The sequence below is a fragment of the Pseudomonas sp. GV047 genome (genome assembly GCF_003058245.1).
GTDB classification, from domain to species: domain Bacteria; phylum Pseudomonadota; class Gammaproteobacteria; order Pseudomonadales; family Pseudomonadaceae; genus Aquipseudomonas; species Aquipseudomonas marginalis.
The window spans coordinates 96294-120877 of record NZ_QCWA01000002.1 but is presented as its reverse complement, the minus strand read 5'-3'; the positions used below and the strand labels follow the sequence as shown (position 1 = coordinate 120877).

Sequence of the window (24584 nt, the reverse complement as noted above, 5' to 3'; positions counted from 1 at the left end):
GGTGTAGGTGTGCCAGCAATCAACCCGGATCGCGGAAACCAGGGTGGAAATCCTTCGGCACCGCTACGCTGACTTTGCTGTTGGTGGCGATATCGATGCCTTCGCTGGCGACTTCGGCGAGGAAGTCGATCTGCTCCGGTGTAATCACATAGGGCGGGAGGAAATACACCACGCTGCCCAACGGCCGCAACAACGCACCGCGTTCCAGGGCGTGTTCGAACACCTTGAGACCACGGCGCTCCTGCCACGGGTAAGCGGTCTTGGTGGCCTTGTCCTGGACCATCTCGATGGCCAGCACCATGCCGGTCTGGCGTACTTCCGAGACATGCGGATGGTCGACCAGATGAGCCGTTGCCGTGGCCATGCGCCGGGCCAGGGCCTTGTTGTTTTCGATGACGTTGTCTTCTTCGAAAATATCCAGGGTCGCCAGGGCCGCCGCACACGCCAGCGGGTTGCCGGTGTAGCTGTGGGAGTGCAGGAAGGCGCGCAGGGTCGGGTAGTCGTCGTAGAACGCGTCGTAGACGTCATCGGTGGTGACCACGGCGGCCAACGGCAGGTAGCCGCCGGTCAGGGCCTTGGACAAACACAGGAAGTCCGGGCGGATGCCGGCCTGTTCACAGGCGAACAGGGTCCCGGTGCGGCCGAAGCCCACGGCGATTTCATCGTGGATCAGGTGCACGCCATAGCGGTCGCAGGCCTCGCGCAGCAGCTTGAGGTACACCGGGTGGTACATGCGCATGCCGCCGGCGCCCTGGATCAGCGGCTCGACGATCACGGCGGCGACGCTGTCGTGGTGCTCGGCCAGGGTCTGTTCCATGGCCAGGAACATCGTGCGCGAGTGTTCTTCCCAGCTCATGCCCTCGGGGCGCAGGTAGCAATCCGGGCTCGGCACCTTGAGGGTGTCCAGCAGCAGCGCCTTGTAGGTCTCGGTAAACAGCGGCACGTCGCCCACCGACATCGCGGCGATGGTTTCGCCGTGGTAGCTGTTGGTCAGGGTGACGAAGCGTTTTTTGTTTGGCAGGCCACGGTTGAGCCAATAGTGAAAGCTCATCTTCAGCGCGACTTCAATGCACGACGAACCGTTATCGGCATAGAAGCAGCGGGTCAGGCCCTCGGGGGTCATCTTGATCAGGCGCTCGGACAGCTCGATCACCGGCTGGTGGCTGAAACCGGCGAGGATCACGTGTTCCAGCTGGTCGACCTGGTCCTTGATGCGCTGGTTGATGCGCGGGTTGGCGTGGCCGAAGACGTTGACCCACCAGGAGCTGACGGCGTCGAGGTAGCGCTTGCCTTCGAAGTCTTCCAGCCAGACGCCTTCACCGCGCTTGATCGGGATCAGCGGCAGTTGCTGGTGGTCTTTCATCTGGGTGCAGGGATGCCACAGCACCGCGAGGTCGCGTTGCATCCACTGGTTGTTCAAGCCCATCGGTGATCTCCTCGAAGCGGTCCTGCGAGCGGCGCAGGTAAAACAATCGCGCAAGCCTATGCAATGGGCGGCGGTGTCACAACCCATAACGCATGAATTGGCAGTAAACACAGGACGGACTGTCACGTTTCTTCTGGATAGTCCTTAATCCTTGGTTAATTTACTGTTCATACCCTCAAGATCATATTTCTCGATATTTCAAAGCGAAATTTTCCGCTTTAATTCGATAGGTAAATCGCTAGTCTTGGGCGCAGCTCTTACGGGATTAAGTACATGCAGCTACGTAACTCACCGGCCCGTTACGGCTGGGTCAGTATGGTTTTGCACTGGGGCGTGGCCCTGGTGGTGTTCGGCCTGTTCGCCCTGGGCTTGTGGATGGTGGGTCTGGACTACTACAGCGCCTGGCGCAAGGACGCACCGGACCTGCACAAGAGCATCGGCATCACGCTGTTCGCCATCATGCTGGTGCGTATTGTCTGGCGCCTGATCAGCCCGCCGCCTCCGCCGCTGGCCAGTTACAGCCGCTTGACCCGTATCGGTGCCGCGTTTGGCCACGCGTTCCTTTATCTCGGGCTGTTTGCCGTGATGATCGCCGGTTACCTGATTTCCACCGCAGACGGTGTCGGTATCCCGGTGTTTGGCCTGTTCGAAATTCCTGCCGTGGTTTCCGGTCTACCGGACCAGGCAGACACAGCCGGCGTGGTGCACCTGTACCTCGCCTGGGTGTTGGTAGTCTTCGCCGGCCTGCACGGCGTGGCTGCGTTGAAACACCACTTTATCGATCGTGATGCGACCCTCACGCGAATGCTGGGGCGCAAAGCCTGATGTTCAACCTCGACTCACAAGGAATAGAAAGCATGTTGAAAAAGACCCTCGCCGCTCTGGCAATCGGTACAGCGCTGCTGTCTGCAGGTCAGGTGATGGCTGCCGACTACAAGATCGACAAGGAAGGCCAGCACGCCTTCATCGACTGGAAAATCAGCCACCTGGGCTACAGCTACATCCACGGTACCTTCAAGGACTGGGATGGTACGTTCAGCTGGGATGCCGCCAAGCCTGAAGCCAGCAAAATCGCGGTCGACGTGAAAACCGCCAGCCTGTGGTCCAACCACGCCGAACGTGACAAGCACATCGCCAGCAAGGACTTCCTGGATGTCGGCAAGTTCGCCGATGCCAAGTTCGTCTCCACTGCGGTTAAATCCACCGGCGAGAAAACCGCTGATGTGACCGGCGACCTGACCTTCCACGGCGTGACCAAGCCTGTGACCTTCAAGGCCACGTTCAACGGTGAAGGCAAGGATCCATGGGGCGGCGAACGTGCCGGCTTCAACGCCAAGACCACGCTGAACCTGAACGACTTCGGCATCAAGGGCCCTGGCCCGACTTCCCAGACTGTCGACCTGGACATCTCGCTGGAAGGCGTCAAGCAGAAGTAATTTCTGTCCGCACACAAAAAACCGGATCTCAGGATCCGGTTTTTTTTGGCCTGTATTTCCTGTAGTGAGCGAGCTTGCTCGCGCTGGGGCGCGAAGCGGCCCTAATCAGATACACCATGATTCTTCTGGCAGAACACGGTGACAGGTGTTGGGGCTGCTGCGCAGCCCAGCGCGAGCAAGCTCGCTCACCACAACCAGTTCGCTCATCCCAGGGAACGTGTGGGGAGGAGATAAAAAATGCCCCGCATCTTTCGATGCGAGGCATTTTTCATGGCGCTTTGAAACTCAGCGGTTGCGGGTCAGCAATGCTGGTTTTTCACCACGCGGACGGCCTGGCAGTTGATCCAACTGCTCGGGTGTCGGGAAGCGGTCGGCTTTCGACTCCTTGTGGATGATCTTCGGCGCCGGGCCACCGCGCGGGTTCTGCACGGCTGGCTCGGACAAACGTGGCTGGTCGTCACGGGCCGGGCGGCGGTTGTTGCTGCGCGAATCTTCGCGACGCGCCTGGCCGTCACGCGGTGCACCGTTACGCGGGCCGCTGCGCTTGGCCGGTGGAGTGCCGGTCGTGCCGCCGCTGCTGTTGCGCGGGCCGTTCTGACGACCGCCCTGGGGCTGGCCGCCACGTGGAGCGCCGGCGCCTGCGCCCTGTGCCGGAGCACCTGGACGACGGCCGCGGCCCTGGGCCGGTTTGGCCTGGGGCACGTAGTCCACGCGGTTACCGAAGTTATCCACGTCGTCGTCGAGGAATTCGTCCGGGGCGCGGTCGGCTGCGGCGCGTGGGGGCTGGCTCGGCTGGCGCTGTTCGCGGGCCGGGGTGCCTTCACGGGGCTTCTGCTCACGGGCCGGGCGTTCGCCACGGCCGTTGGTTGGCGCTTTTTCCTTGCCGCCCTTGTCCTTGCCCTTGTCGCGACGACCACCGCCACCACCGCCGCCGTTCGGGCCATCGCCCTTCGGACCGCGTGGGTTACGTGGGTTGCGCACGTCCGGACGTTCGCGCACTTCAGGCTTTTCGGCCTCAACGGCGCTGGCATCGAAGCCCATCAGGTCGCCATCGGCGATTTTCTGCTTGGTCATGCGTTCGATGCTTTTCAGCAGTTTCTCTTCGTCCGGGGCAACCAGGGAAATGGCTTCACCCGAACGACCGGCACGGCCGGTACGGCCGATACGGTGCACGTAGTCTTCGTCGACGTTTGGCAGCTCGAAGTTGACCACGTGTGGCAACTGGTCGATGTCCAGGCCACGGGCGGCGATATCGGTGGCCACCAGGATGCGCACTTCACCGGCCTTGAAGTCGGCCAGCGCCTTGGTGCGGGCGTTCTGGCTCTTGTTGCCGTGGATGGCGACGGCGGTGAGGCCGTGCTTGTCCAGGTACTCGGCCAGGCGGTTCGCGCCGTGCTTGGTGCGGGTGAACACCAGTACCTGTTCCCACGCGCCGGCGGTGATCAGGTGGGCCAGCAGCGCACGCTTGTGGCTGGCGGCCAGGCGGAATACGCGTTGCTCGATACGCTCGACCGTGGTGTTCGGCGGCGTGACCTCGATGCGCTCCGGGTTGTGCAGCAGCTTGCCGGCCAGGGCGGTGATGTCGTTGGAGAACGTTGCCGAGAACAGCAGGTTCTGACGTTTGGCCGGCAGGCGGGCGAGGACCTTCTTCACGTCATGGACAAAGCCCATGTCGAGCATGCGGTCGGCTTCGTCCAGCACGAGGATTTCCACGTGGGACAAATCAACGCTGCCTTGGCCGCACAGGTCGAGCAAACGACCGGGGCACGCCACCAGCACGTCAACACCACGGGACATGGCCTGAACCTGTGGGTTCATGCCAACGCCGCCGAAGATGCAGGCGCTGACGAACTTCAGGTCGCGGGCATACAGCTTGAAGCTGTCGTGCACCTGGGCGGCGAGTTCGCGGGTAGGGGTCAGGACCAGTACGCGCGGTTGGCGCGGGCCGTGACGCTGGGATTTGTCCGGATGACCGTTGGGGAACAACCGCTCCAGAATCGGGAGGGCGAAGCCGCCGGTTTTACCCGTACCTGTCTGAGCCGCAACCATCAGGTCGCGACCTTGCAACACGGCGGGAATAGCCCGCTGTTGCACCGGAGTAGGCTCGGTATAGCCCGCTGCCTCGATGGCGCGGACTAAAGCCTCGGAGAGACCGAGGGAAGCAAAGGACATGAGTAATCCTGTTTTAGTTAGGGCTTGGCCCAGAGGGATAATCTTGCCGGGCGCGAATGGCGCTTAGGGGAGCGCAATCCCGTCCGGTCCTGCTGCGTCTGGCGGGCACTCCACCGGCTCGCGCGGGCTGAAAGCTGCGCAGTAGCGGGGTTGGGTGCCTTTTTCAGGACCTCAGCGGCCGGGCGTAAGCCTGGCGGAAAGGCCGGAGTATAACAGAGCAATCACTGTGCGCCGCTTTCCTGCTGCTCAACGGTGTGTCCGGACGCGGTTATGGCGTGGATTCCACCATATTTGGCGCTTAAAGCGGCGTAGGCCGGTTCCTGTTTGAAGCGCTTGAGCTCGGCGGCAAAGCGTTGTACCAGCAGGTCCATCCCCGCGCCACGGCGTACGGCGAGGTATTGCTGCTGGCGGCTGACCACAATGGGCGCCTGGCTGACCTTGCCTTCCAGGCCCAGGGCCTTGATCACATGCTGGCCGACCCGGCGGTCGGTGATCAGCAGGTCGATGCGTCCCAGCAGCAATTTACCGAAGTTGGCCTCGTGGCTGGGGGCCGGCTCGCGGCTGAACCGGGTGGAGTCGCTGAATGGCGCGCCGTACAGGTAGCCTGGCGACGTGCCGACAGTGAGGCCGTCCAGCTCGTCGAGGCCTTGGACCGGGTGAGGGCGTTCGTTGGCGTAGAACATCACGAATTCCACTTCCGACAACGGTTCGCTGGGGTACAGCAGCAGGGCGTCGCGTTCGTGGCTGTGGAAAATATCCAGTGCGCCATCGGCATGACCCTGATCGAGCATGGCCAGACAGCGCTTCCAGGGCAGGAACTGCCATTGCACCTCGACCCCCAGGCGCTGGAACACGATCACCGTGGTTTCGTAGTCCAGCCCGTGCATGGCGCCGTGCTCTTCGTACACATAAGGCGCCCAGGGCTCGGTGACAATGCGCAATTTCTCGCCATAAGCGGCGAGGCTCAAGCAAGTAAAAAGCGCAACGGTCAACAGCTTCAGAGTGACGGGCATGCCCCGAGGTTACGACGCCCGTGCGCTAAAGAGAAGCGCTGGCACACGCATCTGCGGGCGACGCTATTTTGTGGGTGAGGTCATCAGGTGCTCATAGATGGCTGCACGTCGCTCGCCCAGAATCAGGCGCACCACTGGGTTGGCGAACCAATGTTCGAGCTGGTGCGCATCGACCGGGCTTTTTTGCCGCTCTTCCTGATTCTGCAAAGCCTTGTCCCACCAAACCGGGCCACAGGCCTGGTCGAATTCATTTTCGTGCTCGTAGCAGCCGTAGAGAATTTCGCGGATGAACTGCTGCTTGCGTTTGGGCAAGGCCAGGGTGATCAGCTTGTACATCAAGCGTTGCAATCGCGGCGGGCGGGGCAGGTGGGCAGACACATTGCGGGTGTCGGCCAGGGCCTGGGCGCAGATGGGGTCCGCGGCGTGCTTGGTGACCCACGCCTTGACCTTGGCCCGGAACAACTGCTTGCGGCTCCAGTAGTGGTGGATCAGGTCGGGGCACTGGCGCACATTGAGCGTACGGTACGCGGCCACCGACAGGCAGAACTCTTCCAGGGTGTAGGCACCGTGGGCCATCGGGAACAGCTCGTCCATCAACTCGATCGAGCGATCAAGGATGTGCGCATCTTGCCGGGTCAGGCCCATGACGCCGGAGTTGAGCAGCCACATGTCGTCGTCGGCCAGGCCTTTGTCTGCAAGGTGCCTGGCCAGGGCTTCATACAGTACGCTTTCGCGGTTGTCGCCGTACTTGGCGTGGAAGGCATTGCACAGCACGGTGCCGGGCGCGACACGTTCGAACAGCGCCATGGGCGAGTCGTGAAAAAAGGTATCGGTGTCGATCAACAGCGCCCGTTCCGCTGTTTCCAGCACCTGGCGCAACAGCACGTGCTTGGTGCGGAAATGGTAGCCGTGGGGCTCGCTCCAGCGTTTGCGCGTGGCGTCGTCCAGGGTGTGAACCTGTACCGGCAAGCCGCGATAGGGGGCCGGATTGTCGCTGAACACCTGGATGTCCAATGGCATGTCCTGGGGACCGCCCAGGTGGGCCAGGGCGCTGGCGATGCTGAATACGGCTTCCTGATGATAGGTCTCGGCGCCGAATACCAGGTACACCAGCTGCGGGCGGGGAGTCGGGGACGCTGTATTCATGTACTGCAGGCTTCCTTTCCGGGGATATATAGACGAAAAAAACCCCCGTAATAACGAGGGCCGGGTACAGCGATTAAACCGGCCTAACGTGGCAGTTTAAGGTTGTTCCAGATCGCGAGGCTGGGTTCAGCCTGGTTCAGGGTATAGAAGTGCAGGCCTGGTGCGCCACCTTGCAACAATTCTTCACACATATTGCTGATCACCTGTTCGCCGAACGCCTGGATGCTCTTGACGTCGTCGCCATAGGCTTCCAGTTGCTTGCGCACCCAACGTGGGATCTCAGCACCGCAGGCGTCGGAGAAGCGCGCCAGCTTGCTGTAGTTGGTGATTGGCATGATGCCCGGCACGATCGGGATGTTCACGCCCATGGCGCGTACACGCTCGACGAAGTAGAAGTAGCTGTCGGCGTTGAAGAAGTACTGAGTGATCGCGCTGTCGGCGCCGGCGTTGGCTTTGCGTACGAAATTCTGCAGATCGTCTTCGAAATTGCGCGCCTGGGGGTGCATCTCCGGGTAAGCGGCCACTTCGATATGGAAGTGATCGCCGCTTTCTTCACGAATGAAGCTCACCAGGTCATTGGCGTAGCGCAGCTCACCGCTGGCCATGCCCATGCCGGACGGCAAGTCGCCACGCAGGGCAACGATGCGCTTGATGCCGGCGGCCTTGTATTGAGTGAGCAGGCCGCGCAGGTCGGCCTTGCTGTCGCCCACGCAGGACAAATGCGGAGCGGCGGGAATGTTGACTTCGCTTTCAAGCTGCAAGACGGTGTTGATCGTACGATCGCGGGTCGAGCCGCCGGCGCCGTAGGTGCAGGAGAAGAAGTCGGGGTGGTAAGTGGCCAACTGCTTGGCAGTTGCCATTAGTTTTTCATGCCCAGCATCGGTCTTCGTGGGGAAGAACTCGAAGCTGTAGCGACGGTCTTGGGACATGGTCATACCCTTGGGAACTCGAAAGCCTGTAAGGCGAACCCGCCCCTGAAGGGGCGGGCAGCCAAGCCGATCAGTAGCGGTAAGCGTGCGGCTTGAACGGACCTTCGACGGTCACGCCGATGTAGTCGGCCTGGGTCTTGGTCAGCTGAGTCACCACGCCGCCGAAGCCGCGGACCATTTCCAGGGCCACTTCTTCGTCGAGTTTCTTCGGCAGTACTTCCACGGTCAGGCGCTCGGCTTTCTGGGCTGGCGACAGGTCGGCGTATTTCTGGCCGAACAGGAAGATCTGGGCCAGTACCTGGTTGGCGAACGAGCCGTCCATGATGCGGCTTGGGTGGCCGGTGGCGTTGCCCAGGTTAACCAGGCGGCCTTCAGCCAGCAGGATCAGGTAGTCGTCGTTCTGTGGGTCGAAATCGCCAGCGCCGGTACGGTGAACCTTGTGTACCTGCGGCTTCACTTCTTCCCATGCCCAGTTCTTGCGCATGAAAGCGGTGTCGATCTCGTTGTCGAAGTGACCGATGTTGCACACCACGGCGCGCTTCTTCAGGGCCTTGAGCATGTTGGCATCGCAGACGTTGACGTTACCGGTGGTGGTCACGATCAGGTCGATCTTGCCCAGCAGGGCCTTGTCGATGCTGGCTTCGGTGCCGTCATTGACGCCATCGATGAACGGCGAAACCACTTCGAAACCGTCCATGCAGGCTTGCATGGCGCAGATCGGGTCGACTTCGGAGACTTTAACGATCATGCCTTCCTGGCGCAGGGACTGGGACGAACCCTTGCCCACGTCACCGTAGCCGATCACCAGGGCTTGCTTGCCCGACAGCAGGTGGTCGGTGCCGCGCTTGATGGCATCGTTCAGGCTGTGACGGCAGCCGTACTTGTTGTCGTTCTTGCTCTTGGTCACCGAGTCGTTGACGTTGATGGCCGGGATTTTCAGCTCGCCCTTGGCCAGCATGTCCAGCAGGCGGTGTACGCCGGTGGTGGTTTCTTCGGTCACGCCGTGGACGCGGTCGAGGATCTGCGGGTACTTCTTGTGCAGCAGCTCGGTCAGGTCGCCGCCGTCGTCGAGGATCATGTTGGCATCCCAAGGCGCGCCATCTTTAAGGATGGTTTGCTCCAGGCACCACTCGTACTCTTCTTCGGTCTCGCCTTTCCAGGCGAATACCGGGATACCGGCAGCGGCGATGGCGGCAGCGGCCTGGTCTTGCGTCGAGAAGATGTTGCAGGACGACCAACGCACTTCGGCACCCAGGGCAACCAGGGTTTCGATCAGCACGGCAGTCTGGATGGTCATGTGGATGCAGCCGAGGATCTTCGCGCCCTTGAGCGGTTGCTCGGCGGCATACTTGCGACGCAGGCCCATCAGGGCTGGCATTTCGGATTCGGCGATAAAGGTTTCGCGACGGCCCCAGGCAGCGAGGGACATGTCGGCGACTTTGTAGTCGTTGAAATCTGCAGGCGTAATTACAGCGCTCATGAAGAGCCTCCATTCGTAGTGTGCGAATGGGCGCCGTTGTGCGTTTAGTATCAGGCCAGGGCAACCAGGCCGGACAACGCCCCATCCGAGCCTGACAGGTTGAACCTGCTGCAGCGCCCCTCGGACAGGTGGCGGGAGAAACGGTATCAACTGAAGATGACCGTTTTGAAGCGGGGGCGATTATAGCCGTGTACGCGGCACTTCCCAAGCCTTTCTGTCGGCCATATGAAGATCGCACATGGGGTTGATAGGCAATGGCGCATAGAGCTTGGGGGCAGGCTCTGCCATGATGTTGCCCATCATTCGGCAAGACGCTTTGGAGTGACCATGAACTTCCACACCCGCAAATGGGTAAAACCTGAAGACCTCAACCCCAACGGCACCCTGTTCGGCGGTAGCCTGCTGCGTTGGATCGACGAAGAAGCAGCCATCTACGCCATCGTCCAACTGGGCAACCAGCGTGTTGTGACCAAGTACATCTCCGAAATCAACTTTGTCAGCGCCTCGCGCCAGGGCGACATCATCGAACTCGGGATCACTGCTACCGAGTTTGGCCGCACCTCCATCACCCTCACCTGTGAAGTGCGTAACAAGATCACCCGCAAAAGCATCCTGACTGTAGAGAAGATGGTCTTCGTCAACCTCGGCGAAGACGGTTTGCCGGCACCGCATGGTCGTACCGAGATCAAGTACGTCAAGGATCAGTTCCAGGACGACGGCATCAGCGAGTAAACCTGCGCCGGGCCAGTGAACGCTCTTGATCAACCATAGGTCGTACCTGAACATCGCCCCCCGTTCAGGTATCACCATGGCCACGCAAGAAGACGGCAAGACCCCCAACCTGTCCCAGGAAGAGCAGCAGGACGTCGACAAGAACCAGCCGCCCCGCGCGGCGGTGCTGCATGAAATTATCCGCACCCAGGGCGATCAGGAGCTGGAGCGAAGCGTCGCCGCCTTGTGGTGGTCGGCACTTGCGGCCGGCCTGACCATGGGCCTGTCATTGATGGCCATGGGGCTGCTCAATTCACGCCTTCCGGACGGAGAGGCCTTCAAGGTGATCGCCAGCTTCGGCTACTGCGCAGGCTTTCTCGCGGTGATCCTGGCGCGCCAGCAACTGTTCACTGAAAACACCCTGACCGCCGTGCTGCCGGTGATGAGCAAGCCGACCCTGGCCAATGCCGGACGCCTGTTGCGGTTGTGGTCGGTGGTGCTGGTGGGCAACCTCTGCGGCACGCTGCTGGTGGCCTACGTGATGCTGCACCTGCCGATCTTCGACACCAAGACCGACCTGGCCTTCCTCGAAATCGGGCGCAAGATCATGGAAAACGACGCCGGCCAGATGTTTGCCAAGGGCATCGTCTCCGGTTGGATGATCGCGACCATGGTGTGGATGATCCCGTCGATGGAAAGCGCCAAGATGTGGATCATCATTCTGATCACCTACCTGATGGCCCTGGGGGATTTCACCCATATCGTGGTGGGTTCGGCGGAAGTGTCATACCTGGTGTTTGCCGGCGAGTTGCCGTGGAAGGATTTCTGGCTGGTATTTGCTGGCCCAACCCTGGCCGGCAATATCATCGGTGGCAGCTTTATCTTTGCGTTGATCAGTCATGCGCAGATTCGCAGCGAGAGTAGCTTGCCGGGCAAGCACGCTGCGGACCCGAGGCATCCGCAGCGGATCAACAAGGATCAGTGAACGTCAGGTGCGGCCTGGGGTTCGCCCTGGGTCACGCGCTTGACCAGCTTGCCGATGCTCAGCCCCTGCAACAGGATCGACGACAGCACCACGATGTAGGTGATGCTCAGCAGCAGATCGCGCTCCGGGCCCAGTGGCAGGGCCAGCGCCAGTGCCACCGAGACCCCGCCGCGCAGGCCGCCCCAGGTCAGGATACGGATGGTGCCGCGCGGCACTGTGCGCCAGCGGCGCAGCAACAGGATCGCCGGGGCCACGGTCAGCAGGCGCGACAGCAGGATCGCCACCGCCAGCAAACTGGCCGCGAACACGTGCAGCCAGTTGAACGGCAACAGCAGCAGCTCCATGCCGATCAGCGCGAACAGCAGCGCGTTAAGCATGTCGTCCAGCAGTTCCCAGAAGCCGTCCAGGTAGCGCCGGGTCATGTCGTTCATCGCCAGCTTGCGCCCCAGGTTGCCGATGATCAGCCCGGCCACCACCATCGCGATCGGTGCGGAGATGTGCAGTTCGGTGGCCATCGCCGAGCCGCCGATGACCAGGGCGAGGGTCAGCATCACTTCGATCTGGTGCTGTTCGATGCTCTTGATCATCAGGTACACCAGGTAGCCGATGAGCCCGCCGAAGACCACGCCGCCAATTGCCTCATGGGCGAACAGCAAGGCCGTGGCGCCCACGGTAGGCGTCTCGCCCAACTGCGCGATGCCCAGCAATACGGTAAACACCACCACTGCCGTGCCGTCGTTGAACAGGCTCTCGCCCACAATCGTGGTCTTCAGCGGTTTCGACGCATTGGCGGTTCGCAGCACGCCCAGTACCGCAATGGGGTCGGTGGGCGAGATCAGTGCGCCGAACAACAGGCAGTAAAGGAAGCTCACGTGCCAGCCAAACAGGGCGAAGATGTAATACGCCAGGCTGCCGATCACCACGGTGGCGATCAATACGCCGAAGGTGGCCAGCAGGCCGATGGGCCAGCGGTAGCTGCGCAGGTCGTTCAAGTTGACGTGCAAGGCGCCGGCGAACAGCAGGAACGACAGCATCCAGTTCATCAGCAGGTCGCCGAAGTCGATCTGGCCGATCAATTGCTGGATGCGCTCCTCAAGGCCTGGGTAGCCGAGCACGCTCAGGCCTTGCAGGATCAGGGAGAACAGCAGGGCCGTGACCATCACGCCGATGGTGGGCGGCAGGCCGATAAAGCGGAAGTTCACATAGGTGAGCAGGGTTGTGAGGCAAATAAAGGCGGCGACAAGTTCAAGCATCCGGGGTCCTTGGAAGGTGGGGGTGGGTTGTTAATGGGGGATGGACCGCAGTGGCGGCGTGAGGTTGCAACGTCTTGGGTGAAAGTGCGGTAGAACCTTTCGGTGTCGCGCGGCTCATAGCGGTTAGGTGCGACATTGGGTTTTTAGTGCTAGAACTCTAATCGCTGCATAAAACGACAAAAGGACTGAGTGATGACGGCTGCTTTCTGGTGTGTGTTGATCGCGATTTTCCTGCCTTACCTGTGCACGGGCGTGGCCAAGTTCAGTGGCGGCAAGTTCGGGCCGCGGCAGAACCACGACCCGCGTGCTTTCCTGGATACCCTTGAAGGGGTTGCCAAGCGCGCCCACAGTGCGCAGCTCAACAGCTTTGAAGTCACCCCCGCCTTTGCCGCCGCGGTGATTATCGCCCACCTGGCCGGCACGGCCGAACTGGTGACCATCAATGTGCTGGCGGTGCTGTTTATCACCAGCCGCCTGCTGTACATCATTTGCTACCTGGCCGACTGGGCGATACTGCGCTCGCTGGTGTGGGCGGTGGGCATGGCGTTGATTGCGAGCTTCTTCTTCGTGTCGATCTGACTTGTGACGCAGATCCAGTTGTGGGGGGCACCCCTCCCACATTTGAACTAGAGCGTCTCCGGCACCTGCGGCAACGCCGCGCCCTTGGGCCACAGCATCCAGATCTGCCCTTGCTGCTTCATATTTCCCGCCAGCTCTCCGGCAGCGTCACCCGTGCCCCAGAACAAATCCGCGCGCACTTCTCCGGTGATTGCACCGCCGGTGTCCTGCGCGGCGACCGGGCGTGCCAATGGCGAGCCGTCGGGCTTGGTAGTCGACAGCCACAACAGGCTGCCCAACGGAATCACCTTGCGATCCACCGCTACGCTGTAGCCGGCGGTCAACGGCACATTCAGCGAACCGCGCGGGCCTTCATTACTGTCGGGGCGAGCGCTGAAGAATACGTAGCTGGGATTGCTGGCCAGCAGTTCCGGGATGCGCTCCGGGTGCGCCTTGGCCCAAGCGCTGATGGCGCCCATGGTCACGTCTTCTTTCTTCAGTTCGCCTTGCTCCACCAGCCAACGGCCGATAGGGCGATAGGGGTAGCCGTTCTGGTCGCCGTAACCGACGCGTAGCTGGCGACCGCCCTTGAGTTGAATGCGCCCCGAGCCCTGGATCTGCAGGAATTGCAGGTCCATCGGGTTGGTCAGCCAGGCAATCGGCTTGGCGGTGGAGCCCTGGCCGTTGATGGCGCTGGCATCGTCATAGGGCTTGAGCACGCGCCCTTCGAGGCGGCCGCGCAGGCGCTTGCCCTTGAGTTCCGGGTAGATGCTTTCCAGATTGACGATGATCAGGTCATCCGGTACGCCATACACGGGAACATGGGCGGCGGCGGTCTTGGTCAGGCTGCCGGGGTAGACCGGCTCGTAGTAGCCGGTGATCAAGCCGTTGGGGGTGTTGTCAGCCGAACGCAGGCCGAACACGTCCAGGCGCTCCTTGAGAAAACCGCGCACCGCCACGGCATCGGCTGGCACGGGACCCGCTGCTGCGCAGGTGGCCCCCCATATAGGGTCGGCCTTGAGGCGTTGGCAGGCGCTGCGCCAGGATTCGAAGCCGGCCAGCAGGTCGCTGTCGGACACGGCGGGCAACGCCTCCCAGGGAGCGCTTACATAGGTGGCGACGGCGTGGGGCTTGGCAGCTTCTTCTTTAGCCGTGTCTTTACCGCTGTCCTTGCCCGCGTCACAGCCTGCCAGCAGTGCAATCATCGGCAGAGCCCATGCCAGACGGCGGCTCAAGTGTTTCAATGTGAGATTCATACAAACGGTTCCTGAAGCGATTGCCCGCGCCTTAGCGCCTGTGGACAACCCTTATTATTAATAGGGCTATTGGTCTTTACGGGCAGGGCGAGGATACTGGCCGCCGTTTCCCGTGACCCTGAGCCGCCATGACTTTTAAAAAAATGACGCTTGTGCTGTTGGCCTGCCTGGCACTGTCCGCCTGCGGCGGCGTCGATCCGAATTCGCCCCTGGGCCAGCGCAAGGCGATCTTCAAGCAAATGCTCAAGACCGCTGAAGACCTGGGCGGCATGTTGCGCGGGCGCATTGCCTTCGATGGCGCGAAATTCGCCGAGGGCGCGGTCAAGCTCGATGCGCTGTCCCATGAACCGTGGAAACACTTTCCGAGTGTGCGCGAGGAGGATCACACCAGCGCCAAGGACGACGTGTGGCAAAAACAGGCGCAGTTCCAGCAACTGGCCCGCGATCTGGAAGCGGCCACCGGTGAGTTGGTGATCGCCAGCCAGGTGCAGCCCTACAAGGCCAGCAACCTTACGCCTGCCGTACAGAAAGTCGAAGATGCCTGCAGTGCCTGCCATAAACAATTTCGCGACCACTGACCGGTTTTACTGGTCGAGTTCTTCCACGGCGTCCTGCAGTTCCTTGCGTGACTCGGCGAGTTTGTCCTTACGCTTGTTGATCTTGTCCGCGTCGCCTTTTTTCATCGCCTTGTCGAGGTCGGCCTGACGGCGGCTGACCTCGTGCTTGGCGTCGAGTACCTTGTTTTCGCGCTCCTTCCTCAAGGCGGCATCCGTGCAGTTGGCGGTGACTTCGCTCAGGGCTTTTTCCAGGCCGGCTTGCTGGTCGCTGTTGCCGTGGGCCTTGGCCTGTTCGAGCTGGGTGCTGATGGCCTGGCGCTTGGCGGCACAGCCGGTGAGTGGAGTGGCTTCTTCGGCGGCGAGCAGTGGCGTGGCCATGAAGCTTGCGACGGTCAACAGGGCAAAAGGGGCGAGGAATTTCATGTGGAGCTCCGGGGTCGCAAATAGCAGGGTGAATTCTGCTGTGATTTAAAGGTGGCTGGGTCTGGTTCAAAACCCGTCTATTCCGGCCACACGTAATGTTTCAGCCAATGTCTGTACGTGTGGGTCGCGAAAAAAAGCGCTCAGTTGCGCCGCGCGACCCGGGCCGATGCCATCGATGGCCAGCCAGGCCTGGGTGTCTCTGGCGACCAGCGTCTGCCAGTTGCCCTCCAGGTTACCGCGTGCCGCAGGCGGTACACCCAAGGCCTTGAGCCATTGTACGAAGGGGCGTTGCCGAGCGCTGTGAAGGCTGTCGAGCAGCCGCGTGCGGCTGCGCTCACCGAAGCCATCAATGTTAGCAAGCTCTGCCGCATCCAGGGTTAACCAATCGAGAAAGCCTGCGATTAGACCGGCCTGGATCAATATGTTCCACGTCTCGCGGCCTATGTGCGGCAATGCCAGGCCCTGGTTGCCGCTCAGCCAGGTAAGGCGTGCGAGCAGCTGTTCTTCGCAGCCGGGGTCCAGCTGCCAGCAACTCAAGGCGTGAAAGTCCCGAGGGTCGGGCACTGGCAGGTCGACCCTGGTGGTATTGCGCAGGATCACCTGGTCCAGCCGAGGGATCACTTGGCCAGCCAGGCTGATGGACACCTGGTCGCCCGGGCGAATATCCAGGGCCTGCCAGCGCTTCAAGGAGCCGGCGCTGACCCGGCTGATCCGGAGGTCGTCCAGGCGCACCGGCTCCAGTTCCAGAATGGGGGTGATGCGTCCGGTGCGGCCGATCTTGAATTGCACCTGGCGTACCAGGGCCAGGGCTTGGGAGGCGGGGTACTTCCAGGCGACCGCCCAATAAGGCGCACTGGCCTGCCAGCGCTCAGCGGGTGCGCGCTGCGCCTGGTGCAGCACCACGCCGTCACTGGCAAAGGGCAGGGGGTGGTTGTACCAATAGGTGCGCCAATGTGCTGCTTCGATGATGTCCTGGACGGGCTGGCTGTAGCGCTGGCTGTCGGTGAAACCCCAGCGTGCCAGGGTGGCCAGGCGTTCGGTAAAGGCTGCGGGGCCATTCGGCCAGGCCCAGACAAACAGGCCGATGCCGGCGGCGTCGGTGTCGCTCAACTGCCGACGGTTCATCATCCCGGCCACCTTGCTGCGCGCGTTGAGCCCGCCGCGTGCCGATTGCACATGCTCGTCGAGGCGCCAATAAAGTTCGCCTTGCAGCACCAGGTCGATGGGTTCCGGCAGTTGCTGGACAATGCCGGGGATCTTGCGCGCGGAGGCCGACCAGTCCTGGCCCAGCTTGCCATCGCCACGGCTGATCAGCTGTTTCAACCGCCCCTGGCGGTACACCAGGGTCACCGCAACGCCGTCCACCTTGGGTTGGATCCATACATCCCGGCGCGTGCCCAGCCAGGCGCCCACGGCTTGCTCATCCAGGCGCTTTTCCAGGCCGGTATGGGCGACCGGGTGCGGCAAGGTGCCCCGTGAACTGGCCAGCGGATCATCAGGCGCGGTGGGGTTGGGGACGCACTGGCGCCAGTGGGCCAGGCGCTGGCGAGCCTGGTCGTAGAGTTCATCACTGACGGGGGATTGGCCGAGGCGGTGGTAACTGTCGTCCCACAGGCGGATTTGTTCGGCCAGGGTGTCGACCTGGGCCCGGGCATCATCAGGGCAGTTTTCAGCCCAGGCCGAAAAGGGTAGAGCGCTGAGTAGCAGAACAATCAGTAAACGCATCATGAGCATCCTTGCTCGGAAGGGGCGCCCAGCCTAAATGATCCGTTCACCTACAAAAAAGCCCCGACGCTGCGGGGCTTTTTACCGGGTGTTTCGGCTTACTTGAACAGGCCGCCCAGCGCTTTCACGGCATCAGGCTTATCAGCCTTGGCTTCCTGGGTTTGCTGCTTGGCGTCGGCTTTGGCCTGGGCTTCGGAGAGTTTGTCACAACCTTTGTTGATCTGGTCCTGCGCTGCTTTGAAGGCTTTCACTTTCAAGCTGTCTTTGCTGGCTTCGGCCGCATCGATCTTGGTTTGCAGGTCTGCGGATTGCTTTTGGCAGTCGCCGGAATTGCCGACACCCAGCTGGGAGCCCAGGGCGCCACTCAGTGCGCTCAGGTCGGCGGCGTGGGCCGGCAGGGCGAACAGGCTGAGCAGAAGGGCGGCAGGGGCGAGCGTGGAGATGCGCATGAAAAACCTCAATGTTCGATTGCCTGCGCACTTATGAATCCCGGGCGGGTGCAGGGCAATATCCAAAATAAGGTGAAGGCCCGAGAGGGCGCGGATTCTAGAGGGCCATTATTGTGCCTGCAAGCTTTGGATCCAAAAAATGTGAAGGCGCTCCCGCAGGCAATAAAAAGCCCCGCCGGGCAAACCCGGCGAGGCTTTATGTACCGTGTGCGATTACAGGCCGGCGGCAGTGCGCAGGTCGTTGGCGCGGTCGGTTTTTTCCCAGGTAAAGGTGGTGAAGGTGTCGTCGCCGACGGTCTTCTGCGCAGGGGTACGACCGAAGTGGCCGTAGGCTGCGGTTTCCTGGTACATCGGGTGCAGCAGGTCGAGCATGGTGGTGATCGCGTAAGGGCGCAGGTCGAAGATCTCGCGCACCAGCTTGACGATCTTGTCATCGCTGATCTTGCCGGTGCCGAAGGTATTCAGCGAGATCGACGTAGGCTGAGCCACGCCGATGGCGTAGGACACCTGAATCTCGCAACGCTCGGCGAGGCCGGCAGCAACGATGTTCTTGGCCACGTAGCGACCGGCGTAGGCAGCGGAGCGGTCAACCTTGGATGGATCCTTGCCGGAGAACGCGCCACCGCCGTGACGGGCCATGCCGCCGTAGCTGTCGACGATGATCTTGCGACCGGTCAGGCCGCAGTCACCGACCGGGCCGCCAATGATGAACTGGCCGGTCGGGTTGATGTGGAACTGGGTGTCCTTGCTCAGCAGTTCGGCCGGCAGCACGTGCTTGACGATCAGCTCCATCACGCCTTCGCGCAGGTCGGCGTAGGAAACGTCCGGGTTGTGCTGGGTCGACAGTACGACCGCGTCAATGCCGACCACCTTGCCGCCTTCGTAGCGGCAGGTCACCTGGGACTTTGCGTCCGGGCGCAGCCAAGGCAGCACGCCGGATTTACGCGCTTCGGCCTGGCGTTGCACGAGCTGGTGCGAGAAGGTGATCGGTGCCGGCATCAGCACCTCGGTTTCGTTGCTGGCGTAGCCGAACATCAGGCCCTGGTCGCCGGCGCCCTGGTCTTCCGGCTTGGCACGGTCGACGCCCTGGTTGATGTCGGGCGACTGCTTGCCGATGATGTTCATCACGCCGCAGGTCGCACCGTCGAAACCGACGTCGGAGCTGTTGTAGCCGATGTCGGTGATCACGTCACGAACGATCTGCTCCAGGTCAACCCAGGCGGTAGTGGTCACTTCGCCGGCGATGATCGCTACACCGGTTTTCACCAGGGTCTCGCACGCCACACGGGCGAACTTGTCTTCAGCGATGATGGCGTCCAGCACCGCATCAGAAATCTGGTCGGCGATTTTGTCCGGATGCCCTTCAGACACGGACTCGGAGGTGAAAAGGGAGTATTCGCTCATCTCGATGTTTTCCTGATATTTACCGATGGTGAGTGTCGCCAGTCGGTCGCTGAAAGTGGCGGACCTGGATCTGGAAACCATTACGTAAACCTACATAGAGGCTTTCCCCGGGAACGAGTCCCGCAGCGGTGGCCCAACGGGCCAGATCGTCCTGTTCAAAACCCAACCAGAGATCACCGCAGGCCTCCCTGGCCCAATTCTGGTTGTGGCTGCATAAATCCGTAACCAACAGGCTACCGCCGGGGTGCAGCAACCCGGCCATTTGCTTTAAAGCGTCGGCGGGGGCGGCGAAATGGTGCAAGACCATGTTCAGCACCACGCAGTCGGCCTTGATCGTTGTGCTGCTCAGGGCGTCAGCCAACTGCAGGCTGACATTGCCCAATGCCTCGCGCTCACAGAGCTGGCGTGCCAGTTCGAGCATCGCCGGGCTGTTGTCCAGCGCCGTGACCTGCCGAAAGCGGCGGGCCAGTTCCGGCAGGAAGCCGCCATCTCCAGGCCCGACTTCCAGCGCCGTCGCTTCTTCACTGAAGCTCAGCTTGTCCAGCAGCGCCAGTACGCTGTCGCGGTATTGGGCCAGGCCTGCGATCAAGTCCTGCTGGGCGCGAAATTTTTCGGCAACCCGTGCAAAAAAGTCCTGGCTCGCGGCGGCACGTTGCCCATGGACCTGGCCGATGCGTGACTGCACGTCATGGGGCAGGCTCAGGCTGTCCACTTCCTCAAGCAGGGCCGCGTGCAACTTGCCGCCGAGCAGGTCGGCGTGGGGCAGGGCGCGGCGGTAGAAAATCGCATTGCCTTCGCGGCGGGTGGCGACCAGGTCGGCCTGGGCCAGCACCTTCAGATGGTGGCTCATGCCCGACTGGCCGATGGCGAAGATCTGTGCCAGTTCCAGCACGCCGAATGAATCGTTGGTCAGTGCGCGCAATACGTTCAGACGCAATGGGTCGCCAGCGGCCTTGCACAAGGCTGCCAGCTCTTCGCCGTCGTCAGGACGCAGGGTGGGCACGGGTAGGTTCATAAGGCCAGCAGTCTAGTGACGGGTGAGTATCCCCGCAAGGCCAATATCAAAAAGTTTTGATATTGGTCGATAAGTGGCGGTTATAAGCAGCCGCTATAACCTTTAGACGAAGCGGTTAAAGGTTTCTGCAAGCGATTGCCGCCCAAAGCACAGGAAAAACACCTGCAAGTGACTATCTGTCATTGCCCGCAGGCGGTGGCTGAGGGAAAATGCCGATCCTTTTTTCCGTTTCTTTTAATCATTCACTCTTCAAAATCCTCAGGAGAACAGCGATGCCCAGCCGTCGTGAGCGTGCCAACGCCATTCGTGCCCTCAGCATGGATGCCGTGCAAAAAGCCAACAGCGGCCATCCCGGTGCCCCGATGGGCATGGCGGATATCGCCGAGGTACTTTGGCGTGATTACCTGAAGCACAACCCGAGCAACCCGTCGTTCGCCGACCGTGACCGCTTCGTGCTGTCCAACGGCCACGGCTCGATGCTGATCTACTCGCTGCTGCACCTGACCGGCTACGACGTCACCATCGATGACCTCAAGAGCTTCCGCCAGTTGCACAGCCGCACCCCGGGTCACCCTGAATTCGGCTACACCCCAGGCGTCGAGACCACCACCGGTCCCCTGGGCCAAGGCCTGGCCAACGCCGTAGGTTTCGCGCTGGCCGAAAAAGTCCTGGGCGCGCAATTCAACCGCCCTGGCCACGACATCGTCGATCACCACACCTATGTGTTCCTGGGTGATGGCTGCATGATGGAAGGCATTTCCCACGAAGTCGCGTCCCTGGCCGGTACCCTGGGCCTGGGCAAGCTGATCGCCTTCTACGATGACAACGGCATCTCCATCGACGGCGAAGTCGAAGGCTGGTTCACCGACGACACCCCCAAGCGTTTCGAAGCCTACAACTGGCAGGTAATCCGCAATGTCGACGGCCACGATCCGGAAGAGATCAAGACTGCCATCGACACCGCCCGCAAGAGCGCGCAGCCGACCCTGATCTGCTGCAAGACCACCATCGGCTTCGGCTCGCCGAACAAGCAAGGCAAGGAAGACTGCCACGGCGCCCCATTGGGTGACGCTGAGATCGCCCTGACCCGCGAAGCGCTGAAGTGGAACCACGGCCCGTTCGAAATCCCGGCCGACATCTACGCCGAATGGGATGCCAAGGAAAAAGGCCTGGCCACCGAAGCCGAGTGGGATCAGCGTTTCGCTGCATACTCCGCCGAATTCCCTGAGCTGGCCAATGAACTGGTGCGTCGCCTGGCCGGTGACCTGCCTGCCGACTTCGCGGAAAAAGCCTCGGCCTACATTGCCGAAGTCGCGGCCAAGGGCGAGACCATCGCCAGCCGTAAAGCCAGCCAGAACACCCTGAACGCCTTTGGCCCGCTGCTGCCTGAGTTCCTCGGTGGTTCGGCCGACCTGGCCGGTTCCAACCTGACCCTGTGGAAAGGCTGCAAAGGTGTCTCGGCCGAAGACGCCAGCGGCAACTACATGTACTACGGCGTGCGCGAATTCGGCATGAGCGCCATCATGAACGGCGTGTCCCTGCACGGCGGCCTGGTGCCTTACGGCGCGACCTTCCTGATGTTCATGGAGTACGCGCGCAATGCCGTACGTATGGCTGCGCTGATGAAGAAGCGCGTGATCCATGTGTACACCCATGACTCCATCGGCCTCGGCGAAGACGGCCCGACGCACCAGCCGGTCGAACAACTGACCAGCCTGCGTACCACGCCGAACCTGGATTGCTGGCGCCCAGCCGACGCGGTGGAATCCGCGGTGGCCTGGAAGCACGCGATCGAGCGCAAGGACGGCCCTTCGGCGCTGATCTTCTCCCGTCAGAACCTGCAACACCAGGTGCGTACCGACGCGCAGATCGCCGACATCAGCCGTGGCGGCTACGTGCTCAAGGACTGCATCGGCGAGCCGGAGCTGATTTTGATCTCCACCGGTTCCGAAGTGGGCCTGACCGTTCAGGCGTACGACAAGCTGACTGCCCAAGGCCGTAACGTGCGCGTTGTGTCCATGCCGTGCACCAGCGTGTTCGAGGCCCAGGACGCCGGCTACAAGCAATCGGTGCTGCCGTTGCAGGTCAGCGCGCGTATCGCCATCGAAGCGGCGCACGCCGACTACTGGTACAAGTACGTGGGCCTGGAAGGCCGCGTGATCGGCATGACCACCTACGGTGAGTCGGCGCCGGCGCCAGCGTTGTTCGAAGAGTTCGGTTTCACCCTGGAAAACATCCTGGGTCAGGCTGAAGAGCTGCTGGAAGACTAAGTCAGTCTGCGTTGTCTGTACTGGCGCTATCGCGGGCAAGCCCGCTCCCACATTTGGATCGCGGTCTGATGTGGGAGCGGGCTTGCCCGCGATAGCGTCAGAACATTCAACACCGAACTAACCTTGATCGAGAACCCCATGCCCCAACCGCGTCCCTACAAAGTTGCACTCAACGGCTACGGCCGCATTGGTCGTTGCGTCTTGCGTGCTCTGTTCGAGCGAGGGGCGGCAGCCGGGTTTGAAATTGTCGCGATCAACGACCTGGCCGACATGGCCAGCATCGAATACCTGACACGCTTTGATTCCACCCACGGCCGCTTTCCCGGCGAAGTGCGGGTCGAAGGCGATTGTCTGCATATCAACGGCGACTGCGTGAAAGTGTTGCGCAGCGCCACACCCGAGGGCATCGACTGGGCGGCGCTGGGCGTCGACCTGGTGTTGGAATGCTCCGGTGCCTATCACACCCGTGCCGATGGCCAGCGTTTCCTCGACGCCGGCGCACCGCGTGTGCTGTTTTCCCAGCCGATGGCCAGCGAGGCGGATGTCGATGCCACCATCGTCTACGGCATCAACCAGGATTGCCTGACCGGCAGTGAGCTGCTGGTGTCCAACGCCTCCTGCACCACCAACTGCAGCGTGCCGCTGTTGCGCCTGCTGGATCAGGCGATCGGCCTGGACTACGTGTCGATCACCACCATCCACTCGGCGATGAACGACCAGCCGGTGATCGACGCCTATCACCATGAAGACCTGCGCCGCACGCGCTCGGCGTTCCAATCGGTAATTCCGGTATCCACCGGTCTGGCGCGCGGCATCGAACGCCTGCTGCCGGAACTTGCCGGGCGAATCCAGGCCAAAGCCGTACGGGTGCCGACGGTGAACGTGTCCTGCCTGGACATCACCATGCAAACCGTCAGCGACACGGATGCGACGGAGGTCAACCGGATCCTGCGCGACGCCGCCACCAGCGGCCCGCTCAAAGGCTTGCTGGCCTACACCGAGTTGCCCCACGCCAGTTGTGATTTCAACCATGACCCGCATTCGGCGATTGTCGATGCCAGCCAGACCCGCGTTTCCGGCCCGAGGCTGGTGAACATCCTGGCCTGGTTCGACAACGAATGGGGCTTTGCCAACCGAATGCTGGATGTTGCGGAACATTATCTGCATATCGCCTCTAAACAACCTCAACAGTAATTCAGGAACTGCCACCCATGACCGTGTTGAAGATGACCGACCTCGATCTGCAAGGTAAGCGCGTACTGATTCGCGAAGACCTCAACGTCCCCGTCAAGGACGGTGTTGTCACCAGCGATGCGCGAATCCTGGCCTCGCTGCCGACCATCAAGCTGGCCCTGGAAAAAGGCGCGGCCGTGATGGTCTGCTCCCACCTGGGTCGCCCGACCGAAGGTGAGTTCTCCGCCGAAAACAGCCTCAAGCCGGTAGCCGACTACCTGAGCAAAGCCCTGGGCCGTGATGTGCCGCTGGTGGCTGACTACCTGGGCGGTGTCGACGTTAAGCCTGGCGACATCGTGCTGTTCGAAAACGTGCGCTTCAACAAAGGCGAGAAAAAGAACAGCGACGAACTGGCCCAGCAATACGCCGCCCTGTGCGACGTGTTCGTGATGGACGCGTTCGGCACCGCCCACCGTGCCGAGGGTTCGACCCACGGCGTGGCCAAGTTCGCCAAGGTGGCGGCTGCCGGCCCATTGCTGGCGGCTGAACTGGAGGCATTGGGCAAGGCCCTGGGCGCTCCGGCCCAACCGATGGCTGCCATCGTTGCCGGCTCCAAGGTGTCCACCAAGTTGGACGTGCTCAACAGCCTGAGCCAGATCTGCAACCAGTTGATCGTTGGCGGTGGCATTGCCAATACCTTCCTGGCGGCAGCAGGCCACCCGGTGGGCAAATCCCTGTACGAGCCGGACCTGCTCGACACCGCCCGTGCCATCGCCGCCAAGGTCAGCGTGCCGTTGCCGGTGGACGTGGTGGTTGCCAAGGAGTTCGCTGAAACCGCCGAAGCCACCGTCAAGCTCATCGCCGACGTGGCCGCCGACGACATGATCCTGGACATCGGCCCGCAAACTGCAGCCAATTTTGCAGAACTGCTGAAAGCCTCCCAGACCATCCTGTGGAACGGTCCGGTCGGCGTGTTCGAGTTCGACCAGTTCGGCAACGGCACCAAAGTGCTGGCCAAGGCCATCGCAGACAGCTCGGCATTCTCCATCGCCGGCGGCGGCGACACCCTGGCGGCCATCGATAAATATGGCGTTGCCGACCAGATCTCCTACATTTCTACCGGTGGCGGCGCATTCCTCGAATTCGTCGAAGGCAAAGTCCTGCCCGCCGTTGAAGTGCTGGAAACCCGAGCCAAAGGCTAAG

22 protein-coding genes and 1 riboswitch are annotated in these 24584 nt (G+C 61.7%); of the genes, 9 read left to right on the top strand and 13 right to left on the bottom strand.

Features of this window, described 5'->3' with window-relative positions; genetic code table 11:
- Positions 1-19: 19 nt before the first annotated feature.
- Positions 20-1426, bottom strand: a complete 1407-nt coding sequence (locus C8K58_RS05740; protein ID WP_092355645.1) for an adenosylmethionine--8-amino-7-oxononanoate transaminase — start codon at positions 1424-1426, stop codon at positions 20-22.
- A gap of 273 nt (positions 1427-1699) precedes the next feature.
- Here C8K58_RS05740 and C8K58_RS05735 point away from each other — a divergent pair, with 273 nt between their 5' ends.
- Positions 1700-2251: a cytochrome b gene (locus C8K58_RS05735; protein WP_027606058.1), complete on the top strand. Its 552-nt coding sequence runs from the start codon at positions 1700-1702 to the stop codon at positions 2249-2251.
- 32 nt (positions 2252-2283) lie between these two features.
- On the top strand, positions 2284-2862 hold the full coding sequence (locus tag C8K58_RS05730) for a YceI family protein (protein ID WP_027606057.1): 579 nt from the start codon (positions 2284-2286) through the stop codon (positions 2860-2862).
- Positions 2863-3147: 285 nt separating this feature from the next.
- Here the strand turns inward: C8K58_RS05730 and C8K58_RS05725 are convergent, their stop codons facing one another.
- From C8K58_RS05725 to ahcY, 5 genes are all read right to left on the bottom strand, one after another.
- Complete coding sequence (locus C8K58_RS05725) at positions 3148-5034, bottom strand: DEAD/DEAH box helicase (RefSeq protein ID WP_027606056.1); 1887 nt, start codon at positions 5032-5034, stop codon at positions 3148-3150.
- Between the two features lie 221 nt (positions 5035-5255).
- Entirely contained in the window at positions 5256-6047 is a 792-nt protein-coding gene (locus C8K58_RS05720; protein WP_027606055.1) for an ABC transporter substrate-binding protein, read from the bottom strand.
- 63 nt (positions 6048-6110) lie between these two features.
- Entirely contained in the window at positions 6111-7193 is a 1083-nt protein-coding gene (locus tag C8K58_RS05715) for a hypothetical protein (RefSeq protein WP_108573366.1), read from the bottom strand.
- 83 nt (positions 7194-7276) lie between these two features.
- A complete protein-coding gene (gene metF / locus C8K58_RS05710; protein ID WP_065938146.1) occupies positions 7277-8122 on the bottom strand; it encodes a methylenetetrahydrofolate reductase [NAD(P)H] in 846 nt (281 codons plus the stop codon).
- A 70-nt stretch (positions 8123-8192) separates the two neighbouring features.
- On the bottom strand, positions 8193-9602 hold the full coding sequence (gene ahcY / locus C8K58_RS05705) for an adenosylhomocysteinase (RefSeq protein WP_027606052.1): 1410 nt from the start codon (positions 9600-9602) through the stop codon (positions 8193-8195).
- A gap of 21 nt (positions 9603-9623) precedes the next feature.
- A riboswitch (S-adenosyl-L-homocysteine riboswitch) is annotated at positions 9624-9730 on the bottom strand.
- A gap of 199 nt (positions 9731-9929) precedes the next feature.
- Here ahcY and C8K58_RS05700 point away from each other — a divergent pair.
- Together C8K58_RS05700 and C8K58_RS05695 are read left to right on the top strand one after the other, a co-directional pair.
- On the top strand, positions 9930-10334 hold the full coding sequence (locus C8K58_RS05700) for an acyl-CoA thioesterase (protein WP_027606051.1): 405 nt from the start codon (positions 9930-9932) through the stop codon (positions 10332-10334).
- Between the two features lie 76 nt (positions 10335-10410).
- Complete coding sequence (locus C8K58_RS05695) at positions 10411-11298, top strand: formate/nitrite transporter family protein (RefSeq protein ID WP_027606050.1); 888 nt, start codon at positions 10411-10413, stop codon at positions 11296-11298.
- Here C8K58_RS05695 and C8K58_RS05690 read toward each other — a convergent pair.
- On the bottom strand, positions 11292-12551 hold the full coding sequence (locus tag C8K58_RS05690) for a sodium:proton antiporter (protein ID WP_108573364.1): 1260 nt from the start codon (positions 12549-12551) through the stop codon (positions 11292-11294). The two genes, C8K58_RS05695 and C8K58_RS05690, sit on opposite strands and share 7 nt — an antisense overlap.
- A gap of 192 nt (positions 12552-12743) precedes the next feature.
- On the opposite strand from C8K58_RS05690, the gene C8K58_RS05685 reads away from it, so the two are divergent.
- On the top strand, positions 12744-13130 hold the full coding sequence (locus C8K58_RS05685; RefSeq protein WP_090401689.1) for an MAPEG family protein: 387 nt from the start codon (positions 12744-12746) through the stop codon (positions 13128-13130).
- 47 nt (positions 13131-13177) lie between these two features.
- Here C8K58_RS05685 and C8K58_RS05680 read toward each other — a convergent pair whose 3' ends face one another.
- The gene (locus tag C8K58_RS05680) at positions 13178-14365 is read right to left on the bottom strand and encodes a murein transglycosylase A (protein ID WP_027606047.1); all 1188 of its coding nucleotides are present in this window, start codon (positions 14363-14365) and stop codon (positions 13178-13180) included.
- A gap of 128 nt (positions 14366-14493) precedes the next feature.
- Here C8K58_RS05680 and C8K58_RS05675 point away from each other — a divergent pair, with 128 nt between their 5' ends.
- Positions 14494-14943, top strand: coding sequence for a cytochrome c (locus C8K58_RS05675; protein WP_092355635.1), 450 nt, complete (start codon positions 14494-14496; stop codon positions 14941-14943).
- A gap of 6 nt (positions 14944-14949) precedes the next feature.
- Here C8K58_RS05675 and C8K58_RS05670 read toward each other — a convergent pair whose 3' ends face one another.
- The 5 genes from C8K58_RS05670 to C8K58_RS05650 all read right to left on the bottom strand — a co-directional run bounded on the left by C8K58_RS05670 (position 14950) and on the right by C8K58_RS05650 (position 19938).
- A complete protein-coding gene (locus C8K58_RS05670; protein ID WP_027606045.1) occupies positions 14950-15345 on the bottom strand; it encodes a DUF1090 domain-containing protein in 396 nt (131 codons plus the stop codon).
- Positions 15346-15411: 66 nt separating this feature from the next.
- Positions 15412-17073, bottom strand: coding sequence for an NAD-dependent DNA ligase LigB (ligB, locus tag C8K58_RS05665; RefSeq protein WP_108573362.1), 1662 nt, complete (start codon positions 17071-17073; stop codon positions 15412-15414).
- 95 nt (positions 17074-17168) lie between these two features.
- Positions 17169-17519, bottom strand: coding sequence for a hypothetical protein (locus C8K58_RS05660; RefSeq protein WP_027606043.1), 351 nt, complete (start codon positions 17517-17519; stop codon positions 17169-17171).
- A 213-nt stretch (positions 17520-17732) separates the two neighbouring features.
- Positions 17733-18923: a methionine adenosyltransferase gene (gene metK / locus C8K58_RS05655; RefSeq protein ID WP_092355630.1), complete on the bottom strand. Its 1191-nt coding sequence runs from the start codon at positions 18921-18923 to the stop codon at positions 17733-17735.
- Positions 18924-18942: 19 nt separating this feature from the next.
- Positions 18943-19938 carry a metalloregulator ArsR/SmtB family transcription factor gene (locus C8K58_RS05650; protein ID WP_027606041.1) on the bottom strand — a complete coding sequence of 332 codons (996 nt, stop codon included), beginning with the start codon at positions 19936-19938 and terminating at the stop codon, positions 18943-18945.
- A gap of 272 nt (positions 19939-20210) precedes the next feature.
- Between C8K58_RS05650 and tkt the strand changes: the two genes are divergently transcribed.
- From tkt to C8K58_RS05635, 3 genes are all read left to right on the top strand, one after another.
- Positions 20211-22208 (top strand): transketolase, encoded by a 1998-nt coding sequence (tkt, locus tag C8K58_RS05645; protein WP_027606040.1) that lies wholly within the window; start codon positions 20211-20213, stop codon positions 22206-22208.
- A 138-nt stretch (positions 22209-22346) separates the two neighbouring features.
- Positions 22347-23402 (top strand): erythrose-4-phosphate dehydrogenase, encoded by a 1056-nt coding sequence (gene epd, locus C8K58_RS05640; RefSeq protein ID WP_027606039.1) that lies wholly within the window; start codon positions 22347-22349, stop codon positions 23400-23402.
- Between the two features lie 17 nt (positions 23403-23419).
- A complete protein-coding gene (locus C8K58_RS05635; RefSeq protein ID WP_027606038.1) occupies positions 23420-24583 on the top strand; it encodes a phosphoglycerate kinase in 1164 nt (387 codons plus the stop codon).
- Position 24584: the final 1 nt, after the last annotated feature.